The organism is Thalassospira australica (assembly GCF_044790785.1).
Taxonomy (GTDB): Bacteria; Pseudomonadota; Alphaproteobacteria; order Rhodospirillales; family Thalassospiraceae; genus Thalassospira; species Thalassospira australica_A.
Genome location: NZ_CP085258.1, coordinates 1,809,978 through 1,831,382 on the forward strand (window position 1 = coordinate 1,809,978; position 21,405 = coordinate 1,831,382).

18 protein-coding genes are annotated in these 21,405 nt (G+C 54.5%); 14 read left to right on the forward strand and 4 right to left on the reverse strand.

Annotated features, from left to right (window positions below):
• Positions 1-45: 45 nt before the first annotated feature.
• The 5 genes from LG297_RS08715 to LG297_RS08735 all read left to right on the forward strand — a co-directional run bounded on the left by LG297_RS08715 (position 46) and on the right by LG297_RS08735 (position 6,725).
• Positions 46-1,251 carry a phosphoserine transaminase gene (locus LG297_RS08715; RefSeq protein ID WP_404426522.1) on the forward strand — a complete coding sequence of 402 codons (1,206 nt, stop codon included), beginning with the start codon at positions 46-48 and terminating at the stop codon, positions 1,249-1,251.
• 143 nt (positions 1,252-1,394) lie between these two features.
• Positions 1,395-2,561: an ATP phosphoribosyltransferase regulatory subunit gene (locus LG297_RS08720; RefSeq protein WP_404426523.1), complete on the forward strand. Its 1,167-nt coding sequence runs from the start codon at positions 1,395-1,397 to the stop codon at positions 2,559-2,561.
• A gap of 36 nt (positions 2,562-2,597) precedes the next feature.
• Positions 2,598-3,893, forward strand: coding sequence for an adenylosuccinate synthase (locus tag LG297_RS08725; RefSeq protein WP_404426524.1), 1,296 nt, complete (start codon positions 2,598-2,600; stop codon positions 3,891-3,893).
• Positions 3,894-4,118: 225 nt separating this feature from the next.
• Complete coding sequence (locus LG297_RS08730; protein WP_404426525.1) at positions 4,119-6,239, forward strand: protein kinase family protein; 2,121 nt, start codon at positions 4,119-4,121, stop codon at positions 6,237-6,239.
• 9 nt (positions 6,240-6,248) lie between these two features.
• Positions 6,249-6,725 (forward strand): hypothetical protein, encoded by a 477-nt coding sequence (locus LG297_RS08735; RefSeq protein WP_404426526.1) that lies wholly within the window; start codon positions 6,249-6,251, stop codon positions 6,723-6,725.
• A 116-nt stretch (positions 6,726-6,841) separates the two neighbouring features.
• Here the strand turns inward: LG297_RS08735 and rpoH are convergent, their stop codons facing one another.
• Together rpoH and LG297_RS08745 are read right to left on the reverse strand one after the other, a co-directional pair.
• Positions 6,842-7,708, reverse strand: coding sequence for an RNA polymerase sigma factor RpoH (gene rpoH / locus LG297_RS08740; protein WP_404426527.1), 867 nt, complete (start codon positions 7,706-7,708; stop codon positions 6,842-6,844).
• 111 nt (positions 7,709-7,819) lie between these two features.
• Positions 7,820-8,821 (reverse strand): RluA family pseudouridine synthase, encoded by a 1,002-nt coding sequence (locus LG297_RS08745; protein ID WP_404426528.1) that lies wholly within the window; start codon positions 8,819-8,821, stop codon positions 7,820-7,822.
• Between the two features lie 192 nt (positions 8,822-9,013).
• Here LG297_RS08745 and LG297_RS08750 point away from each other — a divergent pair, with 192 nt between their 5' ends.
• Both LG297_RS08750 and LG297_RS08755 read left to right on the forward strand, forming a co-directional pair.
• A complete protein-coding gene (locus LG297_RS08750; RefSeq protein ID WP_404426529.1) occupies positions 9,014-9,379 on the forward strand; it encodes a hypothetical protein in 366 nt (121 codons plus the stop codon).
• A 34-nt stretch (positions 9,380-9,413) separates the two neighbouring features.
• Positions 9,414-9,866 (forward strand): Mov34/MPN/PAD-1 family protein, encoded by a 453-nt coding sequence (locus LG297_RS08755; protein ID WP_404426530.1) that lies wholly within the window; start codon positions 9,414-9,416, stop codon positions 9,864-9,866.
• Here LG297_RS08755 and LG297_RS08760 read toward each other — a convergent pair whose 3' ends face one another.
• Positions 9,867-11,060, reverse strand: coding sequence for a glycosyltransferase (locus LG297_RS08760; RefSeq protein ID WP_404426531.1), 1,194 nt, complete (start codon positions 11,058-11,060; stop codon positions 9,867-9,869).
• Positions 11,057-11,557, reverse strand: coding sequence for a MarR family winged helix-turn-helix transcriptional regulator (locus tag LG297_RS08765; RefSeq protein ID WP_404426532.1), 501 nt, complete (start codon positions 11,555-11,557; stop codon positions 11,057-11,059). The genes LG297_RS08760 and LG297_RS08765 overlap by 4 nt, the downstream gene beginning before the upstream one ends.
• A 326-nt stretch (positions 11,558-11,883) precedes the next feature.
• Between LG297_RS08765 and LG297_RS08770 the strand changes: the two genes are divergently transcribed.
• From LG297_RS08770 to LG297_RS08800, 7 genes are all read left to right on the forward strand, one after another.
• Entirely contained in the window at positions 11,884-13,671 is a 1,788-nt protein-coding gene (locus LG297_RS08770; protein ID WP_404426533.1) for a type I secretion system permease/ATPase, read from the forward strand.
• Positions 13,668-15,050: an HlyD family type I secretion periplasmic adaptor subunit gene (locus tag LG297_RS08775; RefSeq protein ID WP_404426534.1), complete on the forward strand. Its 1,383-nt coding sequence runs from the start codon at positions 13,668-13,670 to the stop codon at positions 15,048-15,050. Before LG297_RS08770 ends, LG297_RS08775 begins: the two co-directional genes overlap by 4 nt.
• Positions 15,051-15,382: 332 nt before the next feature.
• Positions 15,383-16,177, forward strand: coding sequence for a calcium-binding protein (locus LG297_RS08780; protein ID WP_404426535.1), 795 nt, complete (start codon positions 15,383-15,385; stop codon positions 16,175-16,177).
• A 70-nt stretch (positions 16,178-16,247) separates the two neighbouring features.
• Positions 16,248-18,500 carry a glycosyltransferase gene (locus LG297_RS08785; protein WP_404426536.1) on the forward strand — a complete coding sequence of 751 codons (2,253 nt, stop codon included), beginning with the start codon at positions 16,248-16,250 and terminating at the stop codon, positions 18,498-18,500.
• Positions 18,497-19,342, forward strand: coding sequence for a class I SAM-dependent methyltransferase (locus LG297_RS08790; RefSeq protein WP_404426537.1), 846 nt, complete (start codon positions 18,497-18,499; stop codon positions 19,340-19,342). Before LG297_RS08785 ends, LG297_RS08790 begins: the two co-directional genes overlap by 4 nt.
• The gene (locus LG297_RS08795; protein ID WP_404426538.1) at positions 19,339-20,601 is read left to right on the forward strand and encodes a glycosyltransferase family 4 protein; all 1,263 of its coding nucleotides are present in this window, start codon (positions 19,339-19,341) and stop codon (positions 20,599-20,601) included. The genes LG297_RS08790 and LG297_RS08795 overlap by 4 nt, the downstream gene beginning before the upstream one ends.
• Before the next feature lie 21 nt (positions 20,602-20,622).
• On the forward strand, positions 20,623-21,405 hold the full coding sequence (locus LG297_RS08800; protein WP_404426539.1) for a hypothetical protein: 783 nt from the start codon (positions 20,623-20,625) through the stop codon (positions 21,403-21,405).

Genomic DNA, 21,405 nt, shown 5'->3' on the forward strand with positions numbered 1-21,405 from the left:
CAGAATAGTGCGCCTGCACCGTTCGATTATCTCAGGAATATGCCGATGGCCCAGAATGCCAATGTAACCGCCAATTCCACTGATGCCTTTGCCAAACCGGACCAGCGCCCCGAAAGCCCGAATTTTTCGTCGGGCCCGTGCAAAAAACGTCCGGGTTGGTCGGCAGATGCACTTGATACCCGTGTTCTTGGCCGGTCACATCGTTCCAAATTCGGCAAGGAACGCATGGAAGAGGTCATTGATCGTTCGCGTGCGATACTGAACCTGCCTGATGATTATCTGCTTGGTGTTGTTCCGGCGTCCGATACCGGTGCGGTGGAAATGGCGTTGTGGTCACTTTTGGGGCCGCGTGGCGTTGATATGCTGGCATGGGAAAGCTTCGGGTCGCTTTGGGTAACGGATGTTTTAAAACAACTTAACCTGCCTGATGTTCGTGTCATGGAAGCCGATTATGGCAAGCTGCCCGATCTTGGTGCCGTTGATTTTGACCGGGATGTTGTCTTTACCTGGAACGGCACGACAGCCGGTGTGCGGGTGCCAAATGGCGACTGGATCGCATCGGATCGCAAGGGTTTGACAATCTGCGATGCGACATCGGCGATTTTTGCCATGGAACTGCCGTGGGAGAAGCTCGACGTTGTGACCTATAGCTGGCAGAAAGTTCTGGGCGGTGAAGGTGGTCATGGCATCATTATTCTGAGCCCTCGTGCGGTTGAACGCCTTGAAAGCCATAATCCGTCGTGGCCGATGCCAAAAATCTTCCGCATGACCAAGGGCGGCAAACTGATTGACGGCATTTTCCGTGGGGAAACGATCAATACCCCGTCGATGCTGGTGGTTGAGGATGCCATTGACGCCCTGAAATGGGCCGAAGATATCGGTGGTCTTGAAGGTTTGCTGAAACGTACCCGGCAAAATCGCGCCCATCTTGATGAATGGCTTGCCAAAAGTGACTGGGCGGCTGATTTGTCGGAAAAGCCGGAAACGGCATCAAATACCTCGATGTGCATCAAGATTGTTGATCCGTGGGCATTGTCGTTGTCGGCGGAAAAGCAGGCAGCATTGCCCAAACGCATTTCGCAGATCCTTGAGGCCGAAGAAATCGCAATGGACATCAATGGCTATCGCGATGCGCCTCCGGGGCTTCGGATTTGGGGCGGTGCGACGGTGGAACCCAGTGATGTCAAGGCGTTGCTGCCGTGGCTTGACTGGTCATATGCGACGGTCAAAGCTGAAATTCAGGCTGGATGATCGGTAATTCGTAAGTATTATTTGCGTCTTCGGGGGTTTTCCCGTTGCCCTGTCCGGAACAAAGCGTTAGTAACCGCTACCGGATATATAGATCAGGCACGACCTGAACCGATTTTGCGCGCCTTGTCCGGAAAGCACACATAATGACCGAACTTGCCAGGAAAGCTCTTTTGCCCGCCGGCCTTCAGGATGTTCTGCCTGGAACCGCCGCACGGGAAGCTGACATCCGTGAAAAGCTGATGAGCAGTTTCGCACATGCGGGCTATGACCGGGTCAAGACGCCGCTGGTCGAATTCGAAGAAAGCCTTCTGGAAGGTGCTGCGCCGGAGCTTGCCACCCAAACTTTCCGCCTGATGGACCCGGTGTCGCACCGGATGATGGGCGTTCGTTCCGATATGACCCCGCAGGTGGGGCGTATTGCGGCAACCCGTCTGGGGGATGCGCCGCGTCCGTTACGGCTTTCCTATTCCGGTGATGTATTGCGTATCAAGGGCACACAGTTGCGCCCGGAACGCCAATTTGCCCAGGTCGGGGCGGAATTAATCGGTGTGTCCAGTGCCGCAGCAGATACCGAGATCGTTCTGCTTGCGCTTGAGGCGTTGGAACATGTCGGTCTGCCGGATGTTTCCGTCGATCTGAATTTGCCGACCTTGCCGGTGCGTCTGTTTGATGCCTTCGGTGTCGCGGCTGATGATCGCGAGACGCTGATTGCCGCGCTTGAACATCGCGATGTGGCGGCGGTCAAAGCCGTTAGTGGCAATGTGACCGATGTGCTGGTGGCCTTGCTTGAAGCAGCCGGTCCGGCACAGGCAGCATTGCCAAAGCTTAAAAAACTTGAACTGCCGTTGGGCGCGTCCGAAGAATTGCACCGTCTGATCGAGGTTGCCGAACGTATTCTGGCATCCGATCTTGATGCAGCCTTGACCATTGACCCGGTTGAAATGGCCGGTTTCCGGTATCAGACCGGTGTCAGTTTTACCCTGTTTGCCAAGCATGTTCGCGGTGAACTTGGTCGTGGCGGTCGTTACCGTGCGGGTGGTTCGGGCGGCGAGGCCGCAACCGGCATGTCGCTTTTCATGGATACGATTTTGCGCGGCCTTGCAGATGTAAAGCCGGTTGAACGGGTTTATTTGCCGTTAGGTACGCCGCAGCGCGAAGCGCGCCAATTGCGTAAAGACGGCCATTATACCGTGGCGGCACTTGAAGGTGCAGCCGAAGCCAAAACAGAAAATGCGGCGCGCAAGGAAGCACGCCGCATGGGATGCAGTTTTATTTATCTTGGCGGCCAGATCGTGCCGCTGGGTGCGTAACCCAGAACCATTTCTTATCGCGCAAGGAGTTTTGCGATGACCAATGTTGCCGTGATCGGTTCCCAATGGGGGGACGAGGGGAAAGGCAAGATCGTCGACTGGCTGTCCGAACGGGCAGACGTCGTTGTGCGTTTCCAGGGCGGTCATAACGCCGGTCATACTTTGGTGATCGACGGAACCACCTATAAGCTCAGCCTTCTGCCGTCGGGCATTGTTCGCAAGAACAAGCTGTCTGTGATCGGCAACGGCGTTGTCGTTGATCCTTGGGCGCTTCTGACCGAGATCGATCGCCTTAAGGGGCAGGGTGTTGAAATTACGCCTGAAAACCTGCGCGTTGCCGAAAACGCCTGTCTGATCCTGCCGTTGCATGGCAATCTGGACAAGGCGCGCGAAGCTGCGGCAACCGGCAACAACAAGATCGGTACGACCGGTCGCGGGATCGGCCCGGCATATGAAGACCGCGTTGGTCGTCGTGCGATCCGGGTTGGCGATCTGGCCGATGTCGAACTTCTTGAAGCCAAGGTCGAAAACCTTCTGACCCATCACAATGCGCTTCTGCGCGGTCTGGGGCAGCCAGAAGTTGACGGTGCGGAGCTGCTGGCGCAGCTTAGGGAAATCGCACCGAAAATCCTGCCATTCTCGGATACTGTCTGGAAGTCGTTGAACCAGTTCAAGGAAGCCGGTCAGCGTATCCTGTTTGAAGGTGCGCAGGGAACGATGCTGGACATTGATCATGGCACCTATCCGTTTGTGACCTCGTCCAATACGGTTTCCGGTCAGGCTGCTGCGGGTTCTGGCATGGGCCCGTCGGGTGTCGGTTATGTTCTGGGGATTACCAAGGCATACACCACGCGCGTCGGCGAAGGTCCGTTCCCATCCGAACTGTTTGACGCGGACGGCGAACGTCTTGGCGAACGTGGTCATGAATTCGGTGTTGTGACTGGGCGCAAGCGGCGTTGTGGCTGGTTTGATGCGGCTCTTGTCCGTCAGTCGGTCAAGGTTAACGGTATTACCGGTATCGCATTGACCAAGCTTGATGTTCTTGACGGGTTCAAGGAAATCAAGATCTGTACCGGTTATGATATTGATGGCAAGATTTATGACCATCTGCCGGCCAACCAACGTCTTCAGGCCAAAGCCAAACCGGTTTACGAAACCATTGAGGGCTGGTCTGAAACCACGCAGGGCGCACGCAGCTGGGCCGATCTTCCGGCTGCGGCGATCAAATATGTCCGCCGGATCGAGGAATTGATCGAGGCACCGGTTGCGTTGCTGTCGACTAGCCCGGAACGTGATGACACCATTCTGGTTCATGACCCGTTCAGTGCCTGATCGCATGTTTGACTGAAAATGCAAAAGCCATCGGAAAAATCCGGTGGCTTTTTTGTTGTATGTGAATGATTTGGCCGATCATGTTCTTGGCAGAGGTGCCGATAACGGCTTGCCCCGCTTTGTTATCGGAAGTATCGTTTCCGGGTATAAAAGGACGTGCCGAAGCCGCTTTCCAGGTAGGGAATGGCGGTTTGCGTTGCCTCCAGCAAAGAAAAACCGGGACTCATGGCACAAGAAGCGGAAAAGCAGAAACAGGATGTTTCCGAGGGCGCTGATGCACAGAGCGCGACCGAGAAGGAACAATCATCCGATAATCCTGGCCCCGGCCTAGGGGGCGAGGGGCCGCTTCCCGGCGGTGGGCGCAGTATAGAAGTCGGTAATTTCAGGGTTTTTTCCGATTTGCGTCTCCCGGAATACGATATGGGCAACTGCAAGGCCTATGCTGCGGATAATTTGCGCCGTGAAGAAGGAGGCGCTTTTGCCCTTGTGACTGATCCGACTGTCCCGACCCGTTATGATCTGATGCGGTTTCTGGCCGGGGTACATATCGGTGGTCAGGTTGACCTTCTGGATCATGAAATAGCCCACTGGCCGCTATTTGATCGCAAGACGATGGTGCTTTTCTATGAAAAGCCTGTGGGCGGTCGTGTTTTGGTGCCTGGTGAAAAACAGCGCAAGATCGACGAGCACGACTTTGCCAGAGTAGTTGTTGAACCCTTGATGAATGTCCTGCAGGCCATGGCCGACAAGGGGCTTACGCATCGCAATATTCGGGCAGACAACCTGTTCTTTGGCGATCCGTTATCCGAAAAGGTGGTGGTCGGAGATTGTTGTTCTGCACCGGCCGGATACAATCAGCCGCTGGTTTACGAGACCATATCACGCATGACGGCCGATCCGGCGGGGCGTGGATTGGGGACGTTGCTGGACGACCTTTATGCGCTAGGGATGACGATTGCTGCTCTTGGTATCGGGCATACGCCGCTTGAAAAGTTGCGCGAACAGGACATCATTGACGTCAAGCTGTCCAAGGGGTCGTTCCAAGCCGTTGTCATGAATGAAAAATTGCCACTTGTGCTGATCGAGCCGGTGCGCGGTCTTTTATGTGACGACCCGGAAGAACGTTGGGGGTTTGCCGAACTGCATGCATGGATTGACGGACGCCGGGCAAAACCGGTTCAGTCCAATACAGAACGCCGTGCTGCCAGATCGCAAAATATATCCGGCAAGGATTATTATACCGCCCGGTCGCTTGCGCAGGGGATTTCGAAAAACTGGGTGAATTCACTGGTGCCGTTGCGCGATGGCAGTGTTGAAATCTGGCTGCGTCGCGGCCTTGCCGACAATGAACGGGCAAAACACATGTCCGAAGCATTGCGGCAGTTGCAATGGGCCGGTGCGGATAAACGTGCCGCCGAAGATATCCTGATTGCCAAATCAATCATTATTCTCGACCCGACAGGTGCGATCCGCATGAAGGGGTTTGCCGCCATGGTCGATGGTCTTGGCAGCATGTTGTCCTATGACGTTCAGCATGGCCGCGGCCCCCAACGCTTTGCCGATATCGTGGTACGCGACATTCCGTCTTTCTGGTTCGGGCGTCAGGTCGGGTACAGTCCTGAAATTCAGAAGCTGCAGCAGGCCTATAAAAACCTGCGTTATTATGTGCAGCAGCAAAGTGCCGGTTACGGTTACGAGCGTTGCCTTTATGCCATGGTGCGCAATCAGCATTGTCTGAGCCCGATGATCGAAAAGGATTATGTTGTCGACATAACCCAGCTTTTACCAGCGCTGGAGAAAGCAGCCGAAAGCATGTCGGATGATGGCTGGCCGGTGGATCGTCACATTGCGGCCTTTATTGCGGCCCGGCTGGAAGATGATGTCGAGGCACAGCTTCTGGCATTGCAAAATCCGGCGGATGAAGTGGAATACAGTCGTGCGGTCATCAGCATGCTGGCGCTGGTTCAGTGGCGGCATGGACCTGACAATCTTCAAAACCTGTCACATTGGGTAGCCCGGCTTATGGAGCCGGCGGTCAAGGTATTCCACAGCAAGGCGCGCCGTGAACGAGTTGAACATGAAATTCCGAAACTGGCCAAGCGCGGAAATCTGGTTGAGCTTTATAACCTGATCAATGACGAGCAGGAACGCCGCAAGGACCAGACAGAATTCATTACCGCGGTCGAGGAATATTCCGAGGCGGAAAGCGAGGTTTTCGATCTTGAATCATCAGGCCCCGCAAGACTTGAAATGGCAGAAAAAGTCGGCCAGCAGGCAGCGGCCTTTGCCGCGACCATGATTGCGTTACTGACGGTGTCGGCGCTATTTCTGATGCATATGTGGTAGGGGACAGGAATGGCGAGACAGTCAGGCGGCCGTAAAAAGAAAAGCGCATTTTCCGGTTTGTCGGTGGTGGCGTCTGCGGTGCTTTTGTTCATGGTCGCGTTGCCGACCTTTATCACACTGGCCGTCGGTTTGTTGCCTTCGATGGTGGCGTTCATGTTCGACCGCAGTCAGGGTCGAACCATGGCGCGCTGTATCTTCGGTCTGAATTTTTCGGGGGTCGCGCCCTATATCATGGAGCTTTGGCAACAGGGTGCCCAGACTGTCGGGCTTGCCACGCAGCAGATTTTTCAGCCGGTTGCCCTGTCGATCATGTATGGCGCAGCAGGTCTTGGGTGGCTTTTGTATCTGGCGATGCCACCGATTGTGGCCAATGTGCTTAACCTGTCGGCCCAACGCCGGGTGTCAGAACTGCGTAAAAAGCAGCGTGGATTGATCAAGACCTGGGGCGACAGTCTGATCAAGGAAATTGACCGTTCCGGTGGCTGACGGAACTATTGCCACCGGGCCTATTCCGATAAAGTTTTCAGATAAAATGAAACATAACAAAAGCGGCGGACAAAATGTCCACCGCAAGTTTGTTGGGTAGAGAGTAAGAAGTTTCTTTAGATCGGCAAATCGGTGTGGATCGATTTGCGTACTTTTTCAAAGGCACGAACTTCTATCTGGCGAATGCGTTCGCGAGAAATGCCATATGCCACGCTGAGATTTTCGAGTGTTACCGGAGAATCCAGCAAACGACGCTGTGTGAGGATGTCGCGCTCACGTGCATTCAGATGCGACATTGCGCTTTTCAGCATATTTATGCGCTGCAGGAATTCTTCGCGTTTGCCATACAGGGTTTCCTGGTCTTCGTCTTCGCTTTCGATCCAGTCGACCCATTCACCGTCGCCGTCGATGCGTACCGGCGCATTCAGGGAATGGTCCGGACCGGCAAGACGACGGTTCATCATGATCACGTCATCTTCGGAAACATTGAGTTTGGTCGCTATGAGTTCGACCTGTTCGGGGTGCAAATCCCCTTCATCAATTGCCTGCATCTGGCTTTTGAGTTTGCGAAGGTTGAAGAAGAGTTTTTTCTGGGCGGCAGTCGTGCCCATTTTTACCAGAGACCATGAATGCAGGATGTATTCCTGGATCGCGGCCCTGATCCACCACATTGCGTAGGTCGCAAGGCGGAAACCTTTGTCGGGGTCAAAGCGCTTGACCGATTGAAGCAGGCCAACATTGCCCTCGGAGATCAATTCGTTTATCGGAAGCCCATAACCGCGATAGCTCATGGCTATCTTGGCAACCAGTCGCAAATGGCTTGTTATCAGCTTTTCTGCGGCAGTTGAGTCGTCATTGTCACGGTATTCACACGCAAACGTCGTTTCCTGTTCAGGTGTAAGCATGGGGTAACGGCGGATGCGCTGCAAATAGACTGTCAGACCATCTTGGGAGATGATTGGAAGTGCATTTCCCTGTTTCATTGAAGCCTCCCGTTACGCTTCGTATAAGGTGCGGTTTATCCCCTAGCACCTTATTCAGGGTATACGTGGGTATTAGAAGGCGTCAACAGATTTTCGACCAGAAAGGTTAGGTCATACTATTCCAACGGGTAGGTCAAGGCAGGTGATGAGTTCCTGTAGGTCGTCGGGGAGAGGGGCTTTGGTCAGGACGTAATTGCCTGTTATTGGGTGCAAAAATCCCAGTGTTCTGGCATGTAGCGCCTGCTTTTCAAAACCGTTCAGGACCGTGTGCACCCGCGGGTTGAACTTCTGGGTAAGTTTGCTTCGACCATAGACAGGATCACAAATAAGTGAGTGACCGAGATAGGTCATATGAACGCGAATTTGATGTGTTCGACCGGTTGCCAGGCGGCACTCGACAAGAGATGCCAACGAGTCGTCACGTTTTGCCAAAACCCTGTAACGTGTAAGGGCCGGTTTTCCGCCATTTCGAAGTACAGCCATTTTCTTGCGGTTGCGCGGGCTTCGACCGATATTCCCCTCGATCACGCCTTCGCTTTGGCGTGGTACGCCCCAGACAACGGCGATGTATGCCCGTTCGATATTTTCCTTATCCTCGGAAAACAGTTTCGATAATGCGCGATGGGTTATGTCGTTCTTGGCGACGACCATGGCACCGCTGGTGTCCTTGTCCAGCCGGTGCACAATGCCGGGACGCTTAACACCGCCAATGCCGGACAGGCTGTCGCCGCAATGGGCCAGCAACGCATTGACCAGTGTGCCGCTTTCATTGCCCGCTGCGGGGTGAACCACCATTCCGGCAGGTTTGTTGATGACCAGCAGGTCGTTATCTTCAAACAGAATATCAAGCGCAATTTCCTCTGCCACCGGATCGGCTGCGACGGCAGCCGGGATTTCCAGTGCAAAGTGATCGCCGGTTTTGACCTTGTGCGACATCTTGGCAATCGGAGTGCCATTCAACAGCAGATGCCCGTCCTCGATCAGGCTTTTGATGCGTGATCGGGATTGCTCGGGCCATGCGGTTGCCAGAACCTTGTCGAGCCGTGCGCCTTCATCCGAGGGCAGGGCGATATATTCAAGATGTTCTGCGTTCAACCCGCTATCCATATTCATGTCTGCTATTGTTGTCAGCCATATGCTGCAGGGCGGTTTTAATCGCTTGCCGGTGAAATGCAATCCTGCTTTGCAAACTTGCAATTGGCTTGTCTTGTCGCTATGGCCTTCAATATTGTCCTGTCGGGTCTGTCATTGATGATAGCGTGATACAAGACAGGGCTGTTGATCAACTTATCAATCGGAAATGTGATGCGCGTTATCAAGATTCTGGTCGCTTTTATGGGAGTGCTGATCGTCGCGGGCGTCGCACTTGTAGTTTACGGCGTGTCACGTCAGGAAGATGGCAATATTGCAACCGGTGGCGCAATGCCGTCTGCACCGGTTGCCGGGCAAGCAGACGCATCGTCCGGGTCCGATCCAAAACCGGTTGCCCAGCTGGCACCGTTCGGAACGATCAATGTCGATCTGGCACCGGGCGAAACGCTGGTTGATTTTTCCCGTCAGGGGAGCGAGGCAACCCTGCGTCTTGAGGGCCGACAGGGCAGCCGTCTGGTCATTGTTTCCCTGCGCGATGGAACGGTCCTTGGGCAAATCCTGCTGGTGGAGCCACAATAGGCCCGTTTAGCGCAAATTAGTGCAAGGTGGTTCAATGACCGGGACCGGATATGTTGCAAAGTTGCCAGCCCGTTTGCTGGACGAGGTCGCGGACCTTGCGGTCAGGGCCTGGCCGGAGGAATGCTGCGGCCTTTTGATCGCCAATGCTGACGACCCGGCCACAATTACCCGGTTTGTTGTTTCCGATAACGTTGCCCCTGATCCCCGAAAAACATTTGAAATCGATCCGCAAATCCTGATCGCGACGTATCGTTCCGTGCGCGATAGCGGAGAAATGATTGTCGGTTGTTATCACTCGCACCCCAATGGCGATTTCCAGCCCTCGAAAACCGATCTTTCACGTGCCGAGGAAGCCGGTTTTCTGTGGCTGATTATTGCCACCGGTGAAACAGGCGTTACCGGATACGGGCTTTATCGCCGGATGCCGGAACATTCCGATGATAAAGACCCGCGCTATTTCATGGGCTGCGAGATTTCCGAAACCTGATCATCGCTTTGCCAGCCGTTCGATCAGACCGGTTTGTTTTTCAAGGCATTGTTGCAGGGCAAAATTTTGCGTGATCGTGCGGCGTGCCAACTGCCGGATTCCACGGAGACGTTCGGGATGGCCCAATGCTTCGGCCATTGTGCTTGCAAGCTGGTCCTCGTCCCAGAAACCGCACATCAATCCGTTTTTGCCGTGCCGGATAATATCCCGGCAGGGGCCGGTATCCGATGCAATGATCGGCGTGCCGCAGGCCATGGCTTCAAGCACCGACCATGACAGAACGAACGGATATGTAAGATAGACATGGGCCGAACTGATCTGGAACAGACGGATCAGCTGATCGTGCGGGATCTGCCCCAGAAAGACGATGCGTGAAGGATCCATACCTGTTTCGGCCATCATCGCATCACGCCATTTCTGACCGTCGCTGCGCGGGGTACCGTAACTGACGCCGTCACCGCCTGCGACGACAAAGGTCACATCCGGGTTCTGGCGCGCAAGCCTTGCCGCAGCCCGCATGAATTGCGGAAACCCGCGATAAGGTTCCAGATCGCGCGCAACATAGGTAATTACCGGGTCGCCCGGCCTTAATATCCTGCCATCGGGCAGGGTGATTTCCGCCTTGTCATTCGGACGGCAGCGATGGATATCTATGCCGTCATGGCAAATGCCGATCTTGTTGTGAAAACTCTCGGGAAAGGCCGATTTTTGCCATGCGGTTGGGCTGATACCGGCATTGACCGCTTCCAGACTTGAAAGCTGCGCGATGTTGCGCAGCCGAAGCTGCGTTCGTTTGGCAAGGGTAACGGTTTCGGTCGGTTCAAAACCGACATCGCGGCCTTCGGCGTGGTAAAAATGTTCGCAATATCCAATTAGCGGCGTTTTGCGCAGGACATCGCGTGCAAACATCATACTGCCCCATCCGATATGTCCATACACGATATCGGGCGGACCTTCCTGAGCAACAAGCGCATCAAGTGTGGTGGCAGCCTGCATGCCGATCTGATGGTGGTATTGGGGAAATGGGGTGGCAGGCGGGGGTGGGGTTGCGCGTTGTCGCAAGACGCGAATACCGGGAAGCTGAACGTTCATTGCCTCGCAAAGGAAGGAAACCTGCCATCCGGCGTTTGCCAGATGACAGGCGAGGTGAACGAATTGTCCCGGTCCATGGCGGTGGACGAAGACAATTCTCATCGGCGACTGCGAAGCTCGTGGGTTATGGCGGCACTTGTTACAGGTACGCCGCCATATCGCAGGGTTTGAGTCCAGAATTCTTCAAGACGCCGCAGCGTGCGAAGTGCCGTTTCCATTTCCTGCTGGTCTTGCAGGTCAGTGGTCAGGGCGTTGTGATATTCCTCGTGGAATTCATGCAGGGCCTCGCAAAGCTCGTGACCCTTTCGCGTCAGTTTTATTCGGGCCGACCGTCGATCACGGGCCATGACATGCCGTTCGACATAGCCCGATTCAGCCAGTTGTTTCAGGTTATAGGATGCATTCGATCCCATGTAATGGCCGCGATCCAGAAGATCCCGTACCGAAAGTTCGTCGTCGCCGATGGTAAACAGCAACGCGACTTGTGCGGGGCTGATGTCATCTTTGCCGAGTCGAATCAAGTCGACACGTAATAGATCGGCAAAGCGCCGATAAATACGTTCCACTGTATTTGCAAGTTCAAGATGTGTGACGGTCATGTTGTTCGATCCGTTATCTGGTCCCAAGCGAGAGTTGATGCCGTGGTTGATATCCACAGCAGGTCTTTCGTGTGGGGAAGATAACAGGACGTTGCTCTTGAACGATTTTTTCCGCACGCCCAATTCTTCCCTCAGTTTGCTCGTGTTTTTGAAGTATTTTCAAAGTGTTTTTATTTTTAAAATACTTCAATTTACTTTGCTTTTACATTGTCCAGTCATGAACATGAGATCGACATATTTAATTTTATTGTAGATCATCATGACGACGCAACTATGTGATTAGATTGCGGAAAAACTATGACTTTTGGCTGATTGGATGAAATTCAATGCATTTTGGTCGTAAAAAAACGCCAAAAACCGCAGAAAGCGGTGGCTCCAGGCCAACACTCGATGCGAAGTCGGTAATCCGCGAGGCCAGATACACTTTTGTCCGCGGTTTGGTGTGGGCCGGTGTACTGAGCGGGTTTATCAATGTGCTTCAATTGACGGTCCCGCTATTCATGCTGCAGGTGCATGACCGCGTGATTAACAGCCAAAGCATCGAAACGCTGGTTCTTTTGCTGACGATTGCGGCCGGGGCCATCGTTCTTTACGGCATCCTTGATTTCATCCGGGCTCTGATTTTTCAGGAAATGGCCAAGTCTCTTTTGCGCCGTATCAATCTGCCGGCGATTTCGGCGGCGATGAGCGTGGCTCTGGAAAAGGGTTCGATTCAGGGCACGCAGGTTTTGCGGGACCTTTCGGATCTGCGTAATTTTATCAATGGCAACACGATTGGTGCCCCGCTTGAGGCAATATGGTCGCCGATCTTCCTTGGCGTAATGTTCGCACTGCATCCATGGTACGGTATTGCCGGTCTGGTGGCCGTGCTGATCCTGATCGGGCTTAGCCTGTTGGGGGATTTACTGGTTCGTCAGGTCACCAAGGAAGGGTCGGACGCCAATTTGCGCAATATCGGTGATATCGGCGCAACTGTATCGAATGCCGAGGCGATTGAGGCGATGGGCATGTTGCCGGCCCTTGCCATGCGCTGGCGTCAATCGCAAATACACGCCAGCGAGTTGCTTGATATCGGCAATACACGCAGCAAAGGCATGTATTCCGTGTCGCGTTCGGCCCGTTTCGGCCTGCAGATTTGTGTGCTGGCGATGGGGGCGTACCTTGTCATTCAGGGTGAAACAACACCTGGTGCGATGATCGGCGGTACTGTCATTATGGGGCGTCTTTTGCTGCCGTTTGATAATGTCACGCGTGACTGGCGTGCCTGGGTCAGCGCATTGTCTTCCTGGTCGCGCATCCGGAATATTCTGGAAGAGCGCCACTCCGAGCGCGAGATTGAGCCGACACCGCGTTCCGAGGGACCGCTTGTCGTTGATAATCTGGTCTATGCCATTCCGGGGTCGAATGTCCCTGTTCTGAGGGGGGTCAGTTTCGATCTGGCACCAGGAGAAATTCTTGGTGTGGTCGGGCCGTCGGCTGCAGGTAAATCGACACTTTCACGACTTTTGGTCGGGGCTGCCAAGCCTTCTGCGGGCGGTATCTTCCTTGATGGTCACAGTACCTATCTTTGGGAACGCAGCTCGTTTGGTGACATGGTCGGCTATCTGCCGCAATCGGTATCGCTTTTGAATGGTACGATCCGTGAAAATATCGGTCGTATGCGCGAAGCAAATCCCCGCAAAGTGATTGATGCCGCCCGTGCCGCGGGCGTGCATGAAATGATCGGTCGCCTGCCGCTCGGTTACGATACGCCGATCGGGGCCGGGCGTCATACCCTGTCGGGCGGCCAACAGCAGCGGATTGCGCTGGCACGTGCCTTGTATGGCTGGCCACGCCTTCTGGTGCTGGATGAACCAAATGCCAATCTTGATGCCGAGGGTGAGGCATCACTTATCCGGGCCGTGCGTCAGGCCGCCGACGGCGGTGCGATGGTGATCCTGATCGCTCACCGTCAGAGCATCATGCAATACGCCCACAAATTGCTTGTGATGCAGGATGGTCGGGTCAAGCAGTTTGGCGAGCGAACAGATGTGATCCGTTCGATGACGCAGGATGACGACATCAAGAGTTTGCCAACTGTCAAACGCAATCAACAGAACGGGGGTGCGGCATGAACCGCGTGATCAATGTCGACAATCGGGGGGAATTGATTGTTCCCGATGATCCGCAACCAGCCTGGTATCAGGTTCTCGACGAAGAGAGGACTGCGTCGCGCCAAAGCTTGCGCAAACCGATTATTGCCGGTGTTGCTGTGATCCTTTTGGGGTTTGGTGGTTTTTTTTCCTGGGCATTTACAGCAGAACTGGACAGCGCGGCCGTTGCGTCGGGATCGGTGATTGTTGATTCACGCAAAAAGGTCGTGAACCATTTCGAAGGCGGCATATTGAGACAGTTGCTGGTCGAGGAAGGGGAGCGCGTAAGGCAGGGACAGGTTCTGATGCTGCTTGATGGCACGCGAAGCGAGTCCGAGCTTGAGCAATTGCGCGGCGAACGATACGGGCTTTGGGCCAAACTGGCACGCCTTCGCGCTGAACAAAGCGGACGTGACGAGATCGATTTCCCGCAACAATTGCTTGATGCGGATCAGGATTATGTTGACGACATCCTGCTTGACGAGAAGCGCCTTTTTGGCAAACGCAACGAAGTCTATAACGCCAAGCGTGATGCGCAGGCGAAGCAAATCGAACAGTTTGAAGCCGAGGCAAGAGCACTTGATTCCCAGATCAATGCCCGTACGCGGCAGGAAAAACTGGTGGCCGAGCAACTGAACGGCATTCGAATGTTGGCCAAAAAGGGCTATGCCACGCGTACCCAACTGGTCGAGATCGAGAACAGTTGGTCTGATCTTGTCGGTGATATGGGGGAATTCAAGGCGCAAAGAGCTGCTGCCGAACAGCAAATGGCAGAGGGCGAAATCAATCTGGCGTCGATTGAAATGGAATGGCAAAGCGATATCGCGACCCAAATTCAGGAAGCGCAACTTGCACTTAACGATGTCAGCCAGCGAATCCGGGCAAGTGAAGATGTTCTGAACCGGTTGGAGGTCAAGGCACCACAGGCCGGCACTGTTGCCAATATCCAGGTTCGCACGCCTGGTGGCGTGATCAGTCCGGCGGAACCGATCATGGATATTATCCCCGAAGATGAACCGCTTTTGATCGAAGCCATGATCAACCGTCAGGATATCGATTCAGTTCATGTCGGATCAAAGGCGCAGATCAAACTGACAGCCTATAGTCAACGGCGTTTGGCACCCCTTCCGGGCGAGGTTCGCTATGTCGCTGCGGACCAGACAGTCGATGAGCAACGCGATTCGTCTTATTACATCGTTCGGGCAGCAATTGATCCTGATGCACTGGCCGAACGCGATGATATCGAAATTCGTCCGGGTATGCCGGCCGATATTCTGATTTTGAAATCGCCCCGGAAAGCGATCGACTATCTGGTCGATCCGATCACGGAAAGCATGGACAAAGCCTTCCGCGAGGATTGATTGCAGAAATGCTGCAAGCGCGAAAGTCGCGGTTCGAAAGGACTGCGGCTTTTTCTTTTTAAGTATTGTTCAAAAATAAAACTAAACAGAAAACAAATAATAAATGAATAGATGTGAAATAATTCTGGAATTATAATGTATTTGCTGCCTTAATCCATAATGTTGACACAATAAAAACACCAGAATATCTTCCTAAGATAAAAGAAAAGAATATAGGGTTGCTGTGTGGCCGATCTCAGGGTGGCCTCTAGCTGCCTTGAGGGAACGGCCAGCCTCTCGTGAGGGGATAACCCCCGCGATGTCAATAATGTTGGGACACGAAGGAGGATTACATGGCAACTCTCGAAGGCGGCGCCTTTGATGATGCGCTTCTAGGGTCTCGTTTCAGCGACGTGATTTTCGGACGTGGCGGTGACGATACAATCTTCGGACAAGGTGATGATGATGTTCTGTTCGGTGAAGAGGGCGATGATGTCCTGTTCGGCGGTGCAGGAAACGATGTCGCGCTTGGTGGCGAAGGTGACGATATCCTTTTCGGTGGATCGGGTGACGATGTGCTGATGGGGGATTCCGGCAGCGACCTGTTGATGGGTGGCTCTGGGGAAGACGTGCTGTCTGGTGGTGCCGGTGACGACACCATGCTTGGCGGTTCGGATAATGATGTCCTCGACGGCGGTGCCGGCGATGATCTCATGATCGGTGGTTCCGGTGATGACATCATGCTTGGCGGCGATGGCGACGACCAGATGCTGGGCGGTTCTGGTAACGATGTTCTCCAGGGCGGTGACGGTAATGATCTGATGCTTGGCGGTGCAGGGGACGATGTCCTTGACGGCGGTGCCGGTGACGATCTGATGATCGGTGGCTCGGGTAGCGATACCTTTGTCTTCACCGGTGGCGGCGGCAATGACGTCGTACTCGACTTCACGGTTGGCGAAGACCTGCTTTCCATCAGCAACAACATCAACGATACCGGCATTGAAACTGCCGATGATGTTGCTGCGCGTGCAACGCAGGATGGTGCCAATACTGTTATCGACCTTGGCAACGGGGATTCCATCACCCTGAACAATGTCGATGCAGAAGACGTCCAGGACAATCCGGACAGCTTCTTCAGCGTCCAGTAATCCGAGCGCTGGCGTCCGCAACTCCGGTTGCGGGCGTCACCCTGATCTTCTTGTGAAGTGAAAAATCGCCATGCTTGAATTTGCCTCGTCCGATGCTGTGCGGACGACCGGTGATGCGCCGGAAGTTTGCCTGCTTAATCAGGATACTCTGCTTTTGATCTGGGATATGCCTACCCGTTTATGGGCGGTCCCTAAACTTGAATCCACCGAAGGCAAGGCAATCTCGCCGCAGGCCACTTTGCGGTTGCCGTTGAACGGTGGCGGTACCCGTTTGCTGCGGGTTATCCGTCGGCCCAAGGACGCACCCGTATCGTTTCTGGCCGAGGCCGGAACACTTGGCCGCAAAGACGAAATCACCATCGATCCCGAAGGAGATTTCGAATTCGCCAGTGCTGATATGGTGCTGGAAGATGTGACGCCATCTGGTCGTTTGTCCCTGATGTCTGCGATGCTTGGTGCATGGGCCAGCATGTTTCGCACCCGCCGCAGCAAAAGCTATACGATTTTCCTTAATAAACTGGTTTCGGAAATTGTCGATACGCCCCAGCGCGCCAAAGCGGTCGCGAAACTGTCCGATCAGCAAATCCTGATTTCGGCCGGGCTGCCGGTGGCATTCGGCGATATCGAAGCGGTTTATATCGTTTCTTCCTTTGGTTTCCGTCGTTTGGCCCTTCAACCGCATGAAAGCAGCGAAGGACCACAGGGAAAGAAACAGACCTACCTGATCGCTGATCGCGACGGCACCGAGAACGGTGCCTATCTCGTCGTGACCGGCGGACGCGCGCTGGCCATTCGCCATCTGGCGGCGACGCCAGTTTTGCCCTCGTTGTCGCGATGGTGGCTGGCGCGCGGCAAATCCGATGCCGATCTGCGCGAATATATCATTGGCGCGATGGCACGTGGCGATACCAAGGCGCGCAAGGCCGCCCTTGAATTCCAGTTGCGCTGTCCGCTTTCAAGTCAGCGGGTAACGGGTGGGGGCGGTTTGCCAAGTGGCGAGGTTGATCTTGCCGTAACCACGGCACGCGGCACCCTGATCGGCGGCTGGTATCGTGATCCCGCGGAAATGATTGCCGGGATTGATCTTCTCGACAGCAAGGGGACGGCCCATCCGTTTGGTGACGGGTTTTACCGGTATGCCGGGAACGTCATGGATGACGACCGCACCGTTTCGGCAACGGGATTTGTCGGGTTTTACCGCGAAATTCAAAGTCAGGTGCCGATCCTGCAGCCGCGCAGCCTGATGCGTCTGACATCGGGCAGCCGTCATCTGATGGTGCCGACCGCACAGCCGATTGATCCCGCCGAGGCGCGTGCCCGCATTTTGCGCGCGGTTCCGCCGCAACATCTGACCGATGAAATTATTGAAAACTGCCTGTCGCCGGTAATTGGTGATCTGCAACAAAAACTACTGGCCGCAGCCAAGGTTGATCGTACCATCGAATTCGGCGAACCGCGCAAGGAACCCGCAGTTTCCATTGTCGTGCCGCTTTATCGCGTGCTGGATTTCCTGCGTGCACAGGTGGGGGCTTTTGCCTGCGATCCGTGGGTTTCGCAATATTGCGAAGTGATCTATGTGCTTGATTCCCCGGAACAGGCCGAAGAATGCGAACACCTGCTGCGTGGGTTGCATCTGCTTTATGACATGCCGATGCGTCTGGTGGTCATGGCCCGCAACGGAGGTTATGCCCGTGCCTGTAATTCGGGGGCGGAACATGCCCGTGCCGACCTGATTGCGATGTTGAATTCCGATGTCATTCCCCATCAGACCGGTTGGCTGGAATTGCTGGCATCCAAGATGGGCGGCCCGCAGGATGTGGCTGCTGTCGGACCAAAACTTCTGTTTGAAGACGGTTCATTGCAACACGCGGGAATGTATTTTGCCAAAAATGAACGCGAGCAATGGCTGAACCATCATTTCTATAAAGGGCTGCCCGAACAGTTCCCTGACGCCAATGTCGAACGTTCCGTTCCGGGAATTACCGGGGCCTGCATGTTGTTGCATCGCGGTACGTTCAATGATGTCGGTGGCTTTACCGAAGATTACGTGATTGGCGATTACGAAGACAGCGACCTGTGCCTCAAAATCCGCAAGGCTGATTTCGATATCAAATATATCCCCGATGCCAGCCTTTATCATTTCGAGCGCAAGTCGATCTCGACCCATACCGATTACATGCTCGGCGTGGCGACACAATACAACGCCTGGCTTCATGCCTCGCGCTGGCATGATATGCTCGAAGATTTTCACAAAAACGATGTTCCGCAGAACCGGCCGCAAAACCGCGTTTCGGATGATGACGACCAGGGAGAAGCGGCATGAGTCAGGTTTTGGCATTTTCCAATCACGATGAGCCGGTGCTCGACGCCAGAAGTGAACAGCATCTTGACTGGCTGTGTCAGCAGATCATCGCCAATCGTTTCCTGCCGGTTCCTCCCGAAGAGGCCGTTTTTGTCGGGGATGGCGACTATCGTGCCATCGGGGCCGAATTCCTTGGCCATTTTGTTCGGCGTGCCGGATTGATGCCTGATCATGACGTGCTTGATATAGGCTGTGGCATTGGCCGAATGGCGGTGCCGTTGACCCAGTATCTTGATCCGGCCAATGCTATTTACCAAGGCACCGATCCGGTTGCCAACGGGATTGAATGGTGCAAACGCACGATTTCACCCGTTTATCCAAATTTTGGCTTCCAGACGCAGGACGTCAAAAACGCGCTGTATAACCCTGAAGGATCCATTGGCGGGCGTGGCATGCGGTTGCCTTATCAGGACGGTGCATTTGATTTCGCTGCAATGATCTCGGTGGCAACCCACTTGCCGCCTGAAGAAATCGAAACCTATTGCGCCGAGGTGTTCCGTGTGCTGCGCCCGGGTGGGAAGCTGTTTCTGACGGCCTTCATCATTCGCAATCCAGAAGAACTCTCAAAGCCCGGTTGCGATCCGCGACTGACCAGTCTGGAAAAACTTGAAAACCAGCCATGCTGGCATCTGAAGGGTGAAAATCCGATGGCGGCTGTCGGTTTTGATGACGGCTTCATTGACGGTGCCATGAACGCAGCCGGTTTCACCCTGAAATCCAAAAGTTTCGGAACCTGGCACGGTGATCAGGCTGATCACTATCAGGATTTCCTGATTGCTGAAAAACCGCGGAGGAATGCATGAACCCCCGTATTATGGTTTTGGCGCATAATCATCCTGACCTGCATCCCGGTGGGACCGAGATTTTCGCCCATGATTTGTTTTCTGCCTATAAGCGGGCAGGGTGCGACGCAATTTTTGTTGGTGCGACCAACGATATCCATCGTGAACGCCGCCCCGGGACAAGTTTTCAGGCGATCAATGACGCCGGTGACGAGATGCTGTTCTGGGCAGGGCATTTCGACCGGTTCAACATGTCGCAGACCGATCTTTATGCCGTTGCGCCGAACTTCACAGAATTGCTGAAAACCTGGGACCCGGATGTGGTGCACATTCATCATCTGGTCTTATGGGGGATCGAACTTCCGATGCTGATCCGGCGGGTTTTGCCGCATTGCCAGATCGTGATGACTTTGCACGATTATTATCCGATCTGCCCCAATGACGGGCTGATGATCCATCGTGGTACCCGGCAGCGTTATCTGGAAGCGGATCGTATCGGCAAACGTTGTGGGTTGGATGGCATTGCGCCGGATCGTTTTTCGATGCGGTCGGTCAATCTGCGCAACCATTTGCGTATTGTCGACCGGTTCCTGTCACCCAGTGAATTCCTGCGTGACCGCTATGTCGATTGGGGTATCGATCCGGCAAAGATCGAAGTCATGCATAACGGTCGCCCATTGGTGCCTGCCGCACCAAAGCGCGATCTGGGTTCGGGCATGCCCAATGTGTTTGGTTATTTCGGTAATCTGAACCCTTGGAAGGGCGCGGATGTTCTGCTTGAAGCCAGCCAGAAACTGGCTGCCGATGATATCGATTTCGAATTGCGCATTCATGGCGGGGCACCGTTCCAGACGGTGGCATTTAACGAAAAGATTGACGGCCTTTTCGATGCGTCGGGTACGAAAGTACGCAGGATGGGGGCCTATGAACGGGGCGATATCCCCGAACTGATGGCGCGCGTCGACTGGGTCGTGGTGCCGTCAATCTGGTGGGAAAATGCCCCGCTGGTCATTCAGGAAGCGTTCCAGCATGGCCGCCCCGTCATCACCAGTGGCATCGGGGGCATGGCCGAAATGGTTCGTGATGGTTATGACGGTATCCATGTGCGTGCCGATGATCCGGCCGATCTTGCCCGCGTGATGAAGGACTGTGCCACCAATCCGAAACTCTGGAAGAAGCTGTCGGGCCATGTGCGTCCGCCGGCCGATATCGACGATGTCGCGCAAAAGCACCTTGTGCTGTTTCGCAAGATGATCCGTCCCGATTTCGTCGCGGCCTGACACAGATAAAAGGAGGCATTCATGGCGATTGCCCAGAAAGACCTTACAGATACACCGGCAAAACCCGTTGCCAATGACGCGGGAAAAAGCGATGCCGAACAGGCAATCCCGACAATCGAGGGACGGGTTGACGCGATTGACCGTCAACGTCTGTTTGGCTGGGTCTGGTGTCCGGAACGACCAGATGCACGGGTTGAAGTTATTGTGCGGCTGAACGGTCATACGCTGCTGCGCATGAAAGCCGAAAATGAACGCGTCGATTTGCGTCGTAATGGCATCGGCGATGGAGCCCACGCATTCGAGGCAGAATTGCCCGAAGCCGCCCTTGCGACGGTCGAAAACGTTACCGTCATTGCGATTACACCTGAAACCGGCGACCAGATCGAACTACGCATTCCATCACAAAGCGAACAGCATGCGCAGTCAGCCGTCAATGCGCCGCTCAGTAAAATTCTGGACCGGCTTGATCGTTTGCTGGCGGCCCAGCACATCCTGCAAAACGGGCAGCGTGAGGCCGCCAAGCGTCTCGTTGATGCGTCCAAGCGCATGGATGAACTGGCATCCGCCGATGACGGGATCGAGGCAGGTGTGAAACTGGTACGTACCGGGCAGGATCAACTGACCCGTCGTGTCGAGGAACTCGAAGTCTTTCTGGTCCGCTTTGACAAATCGCTGGGTGGATTTGACGAACGCCTGTCCGTGTTGACCGAGCAGCACCGCAACGACCTTAAAACACCGCTGCTGGTTCTGTCCTGCCTGATTGGTGTGACTGTCGGGATTTCCATCGGCGCGATGGTGTGGTGA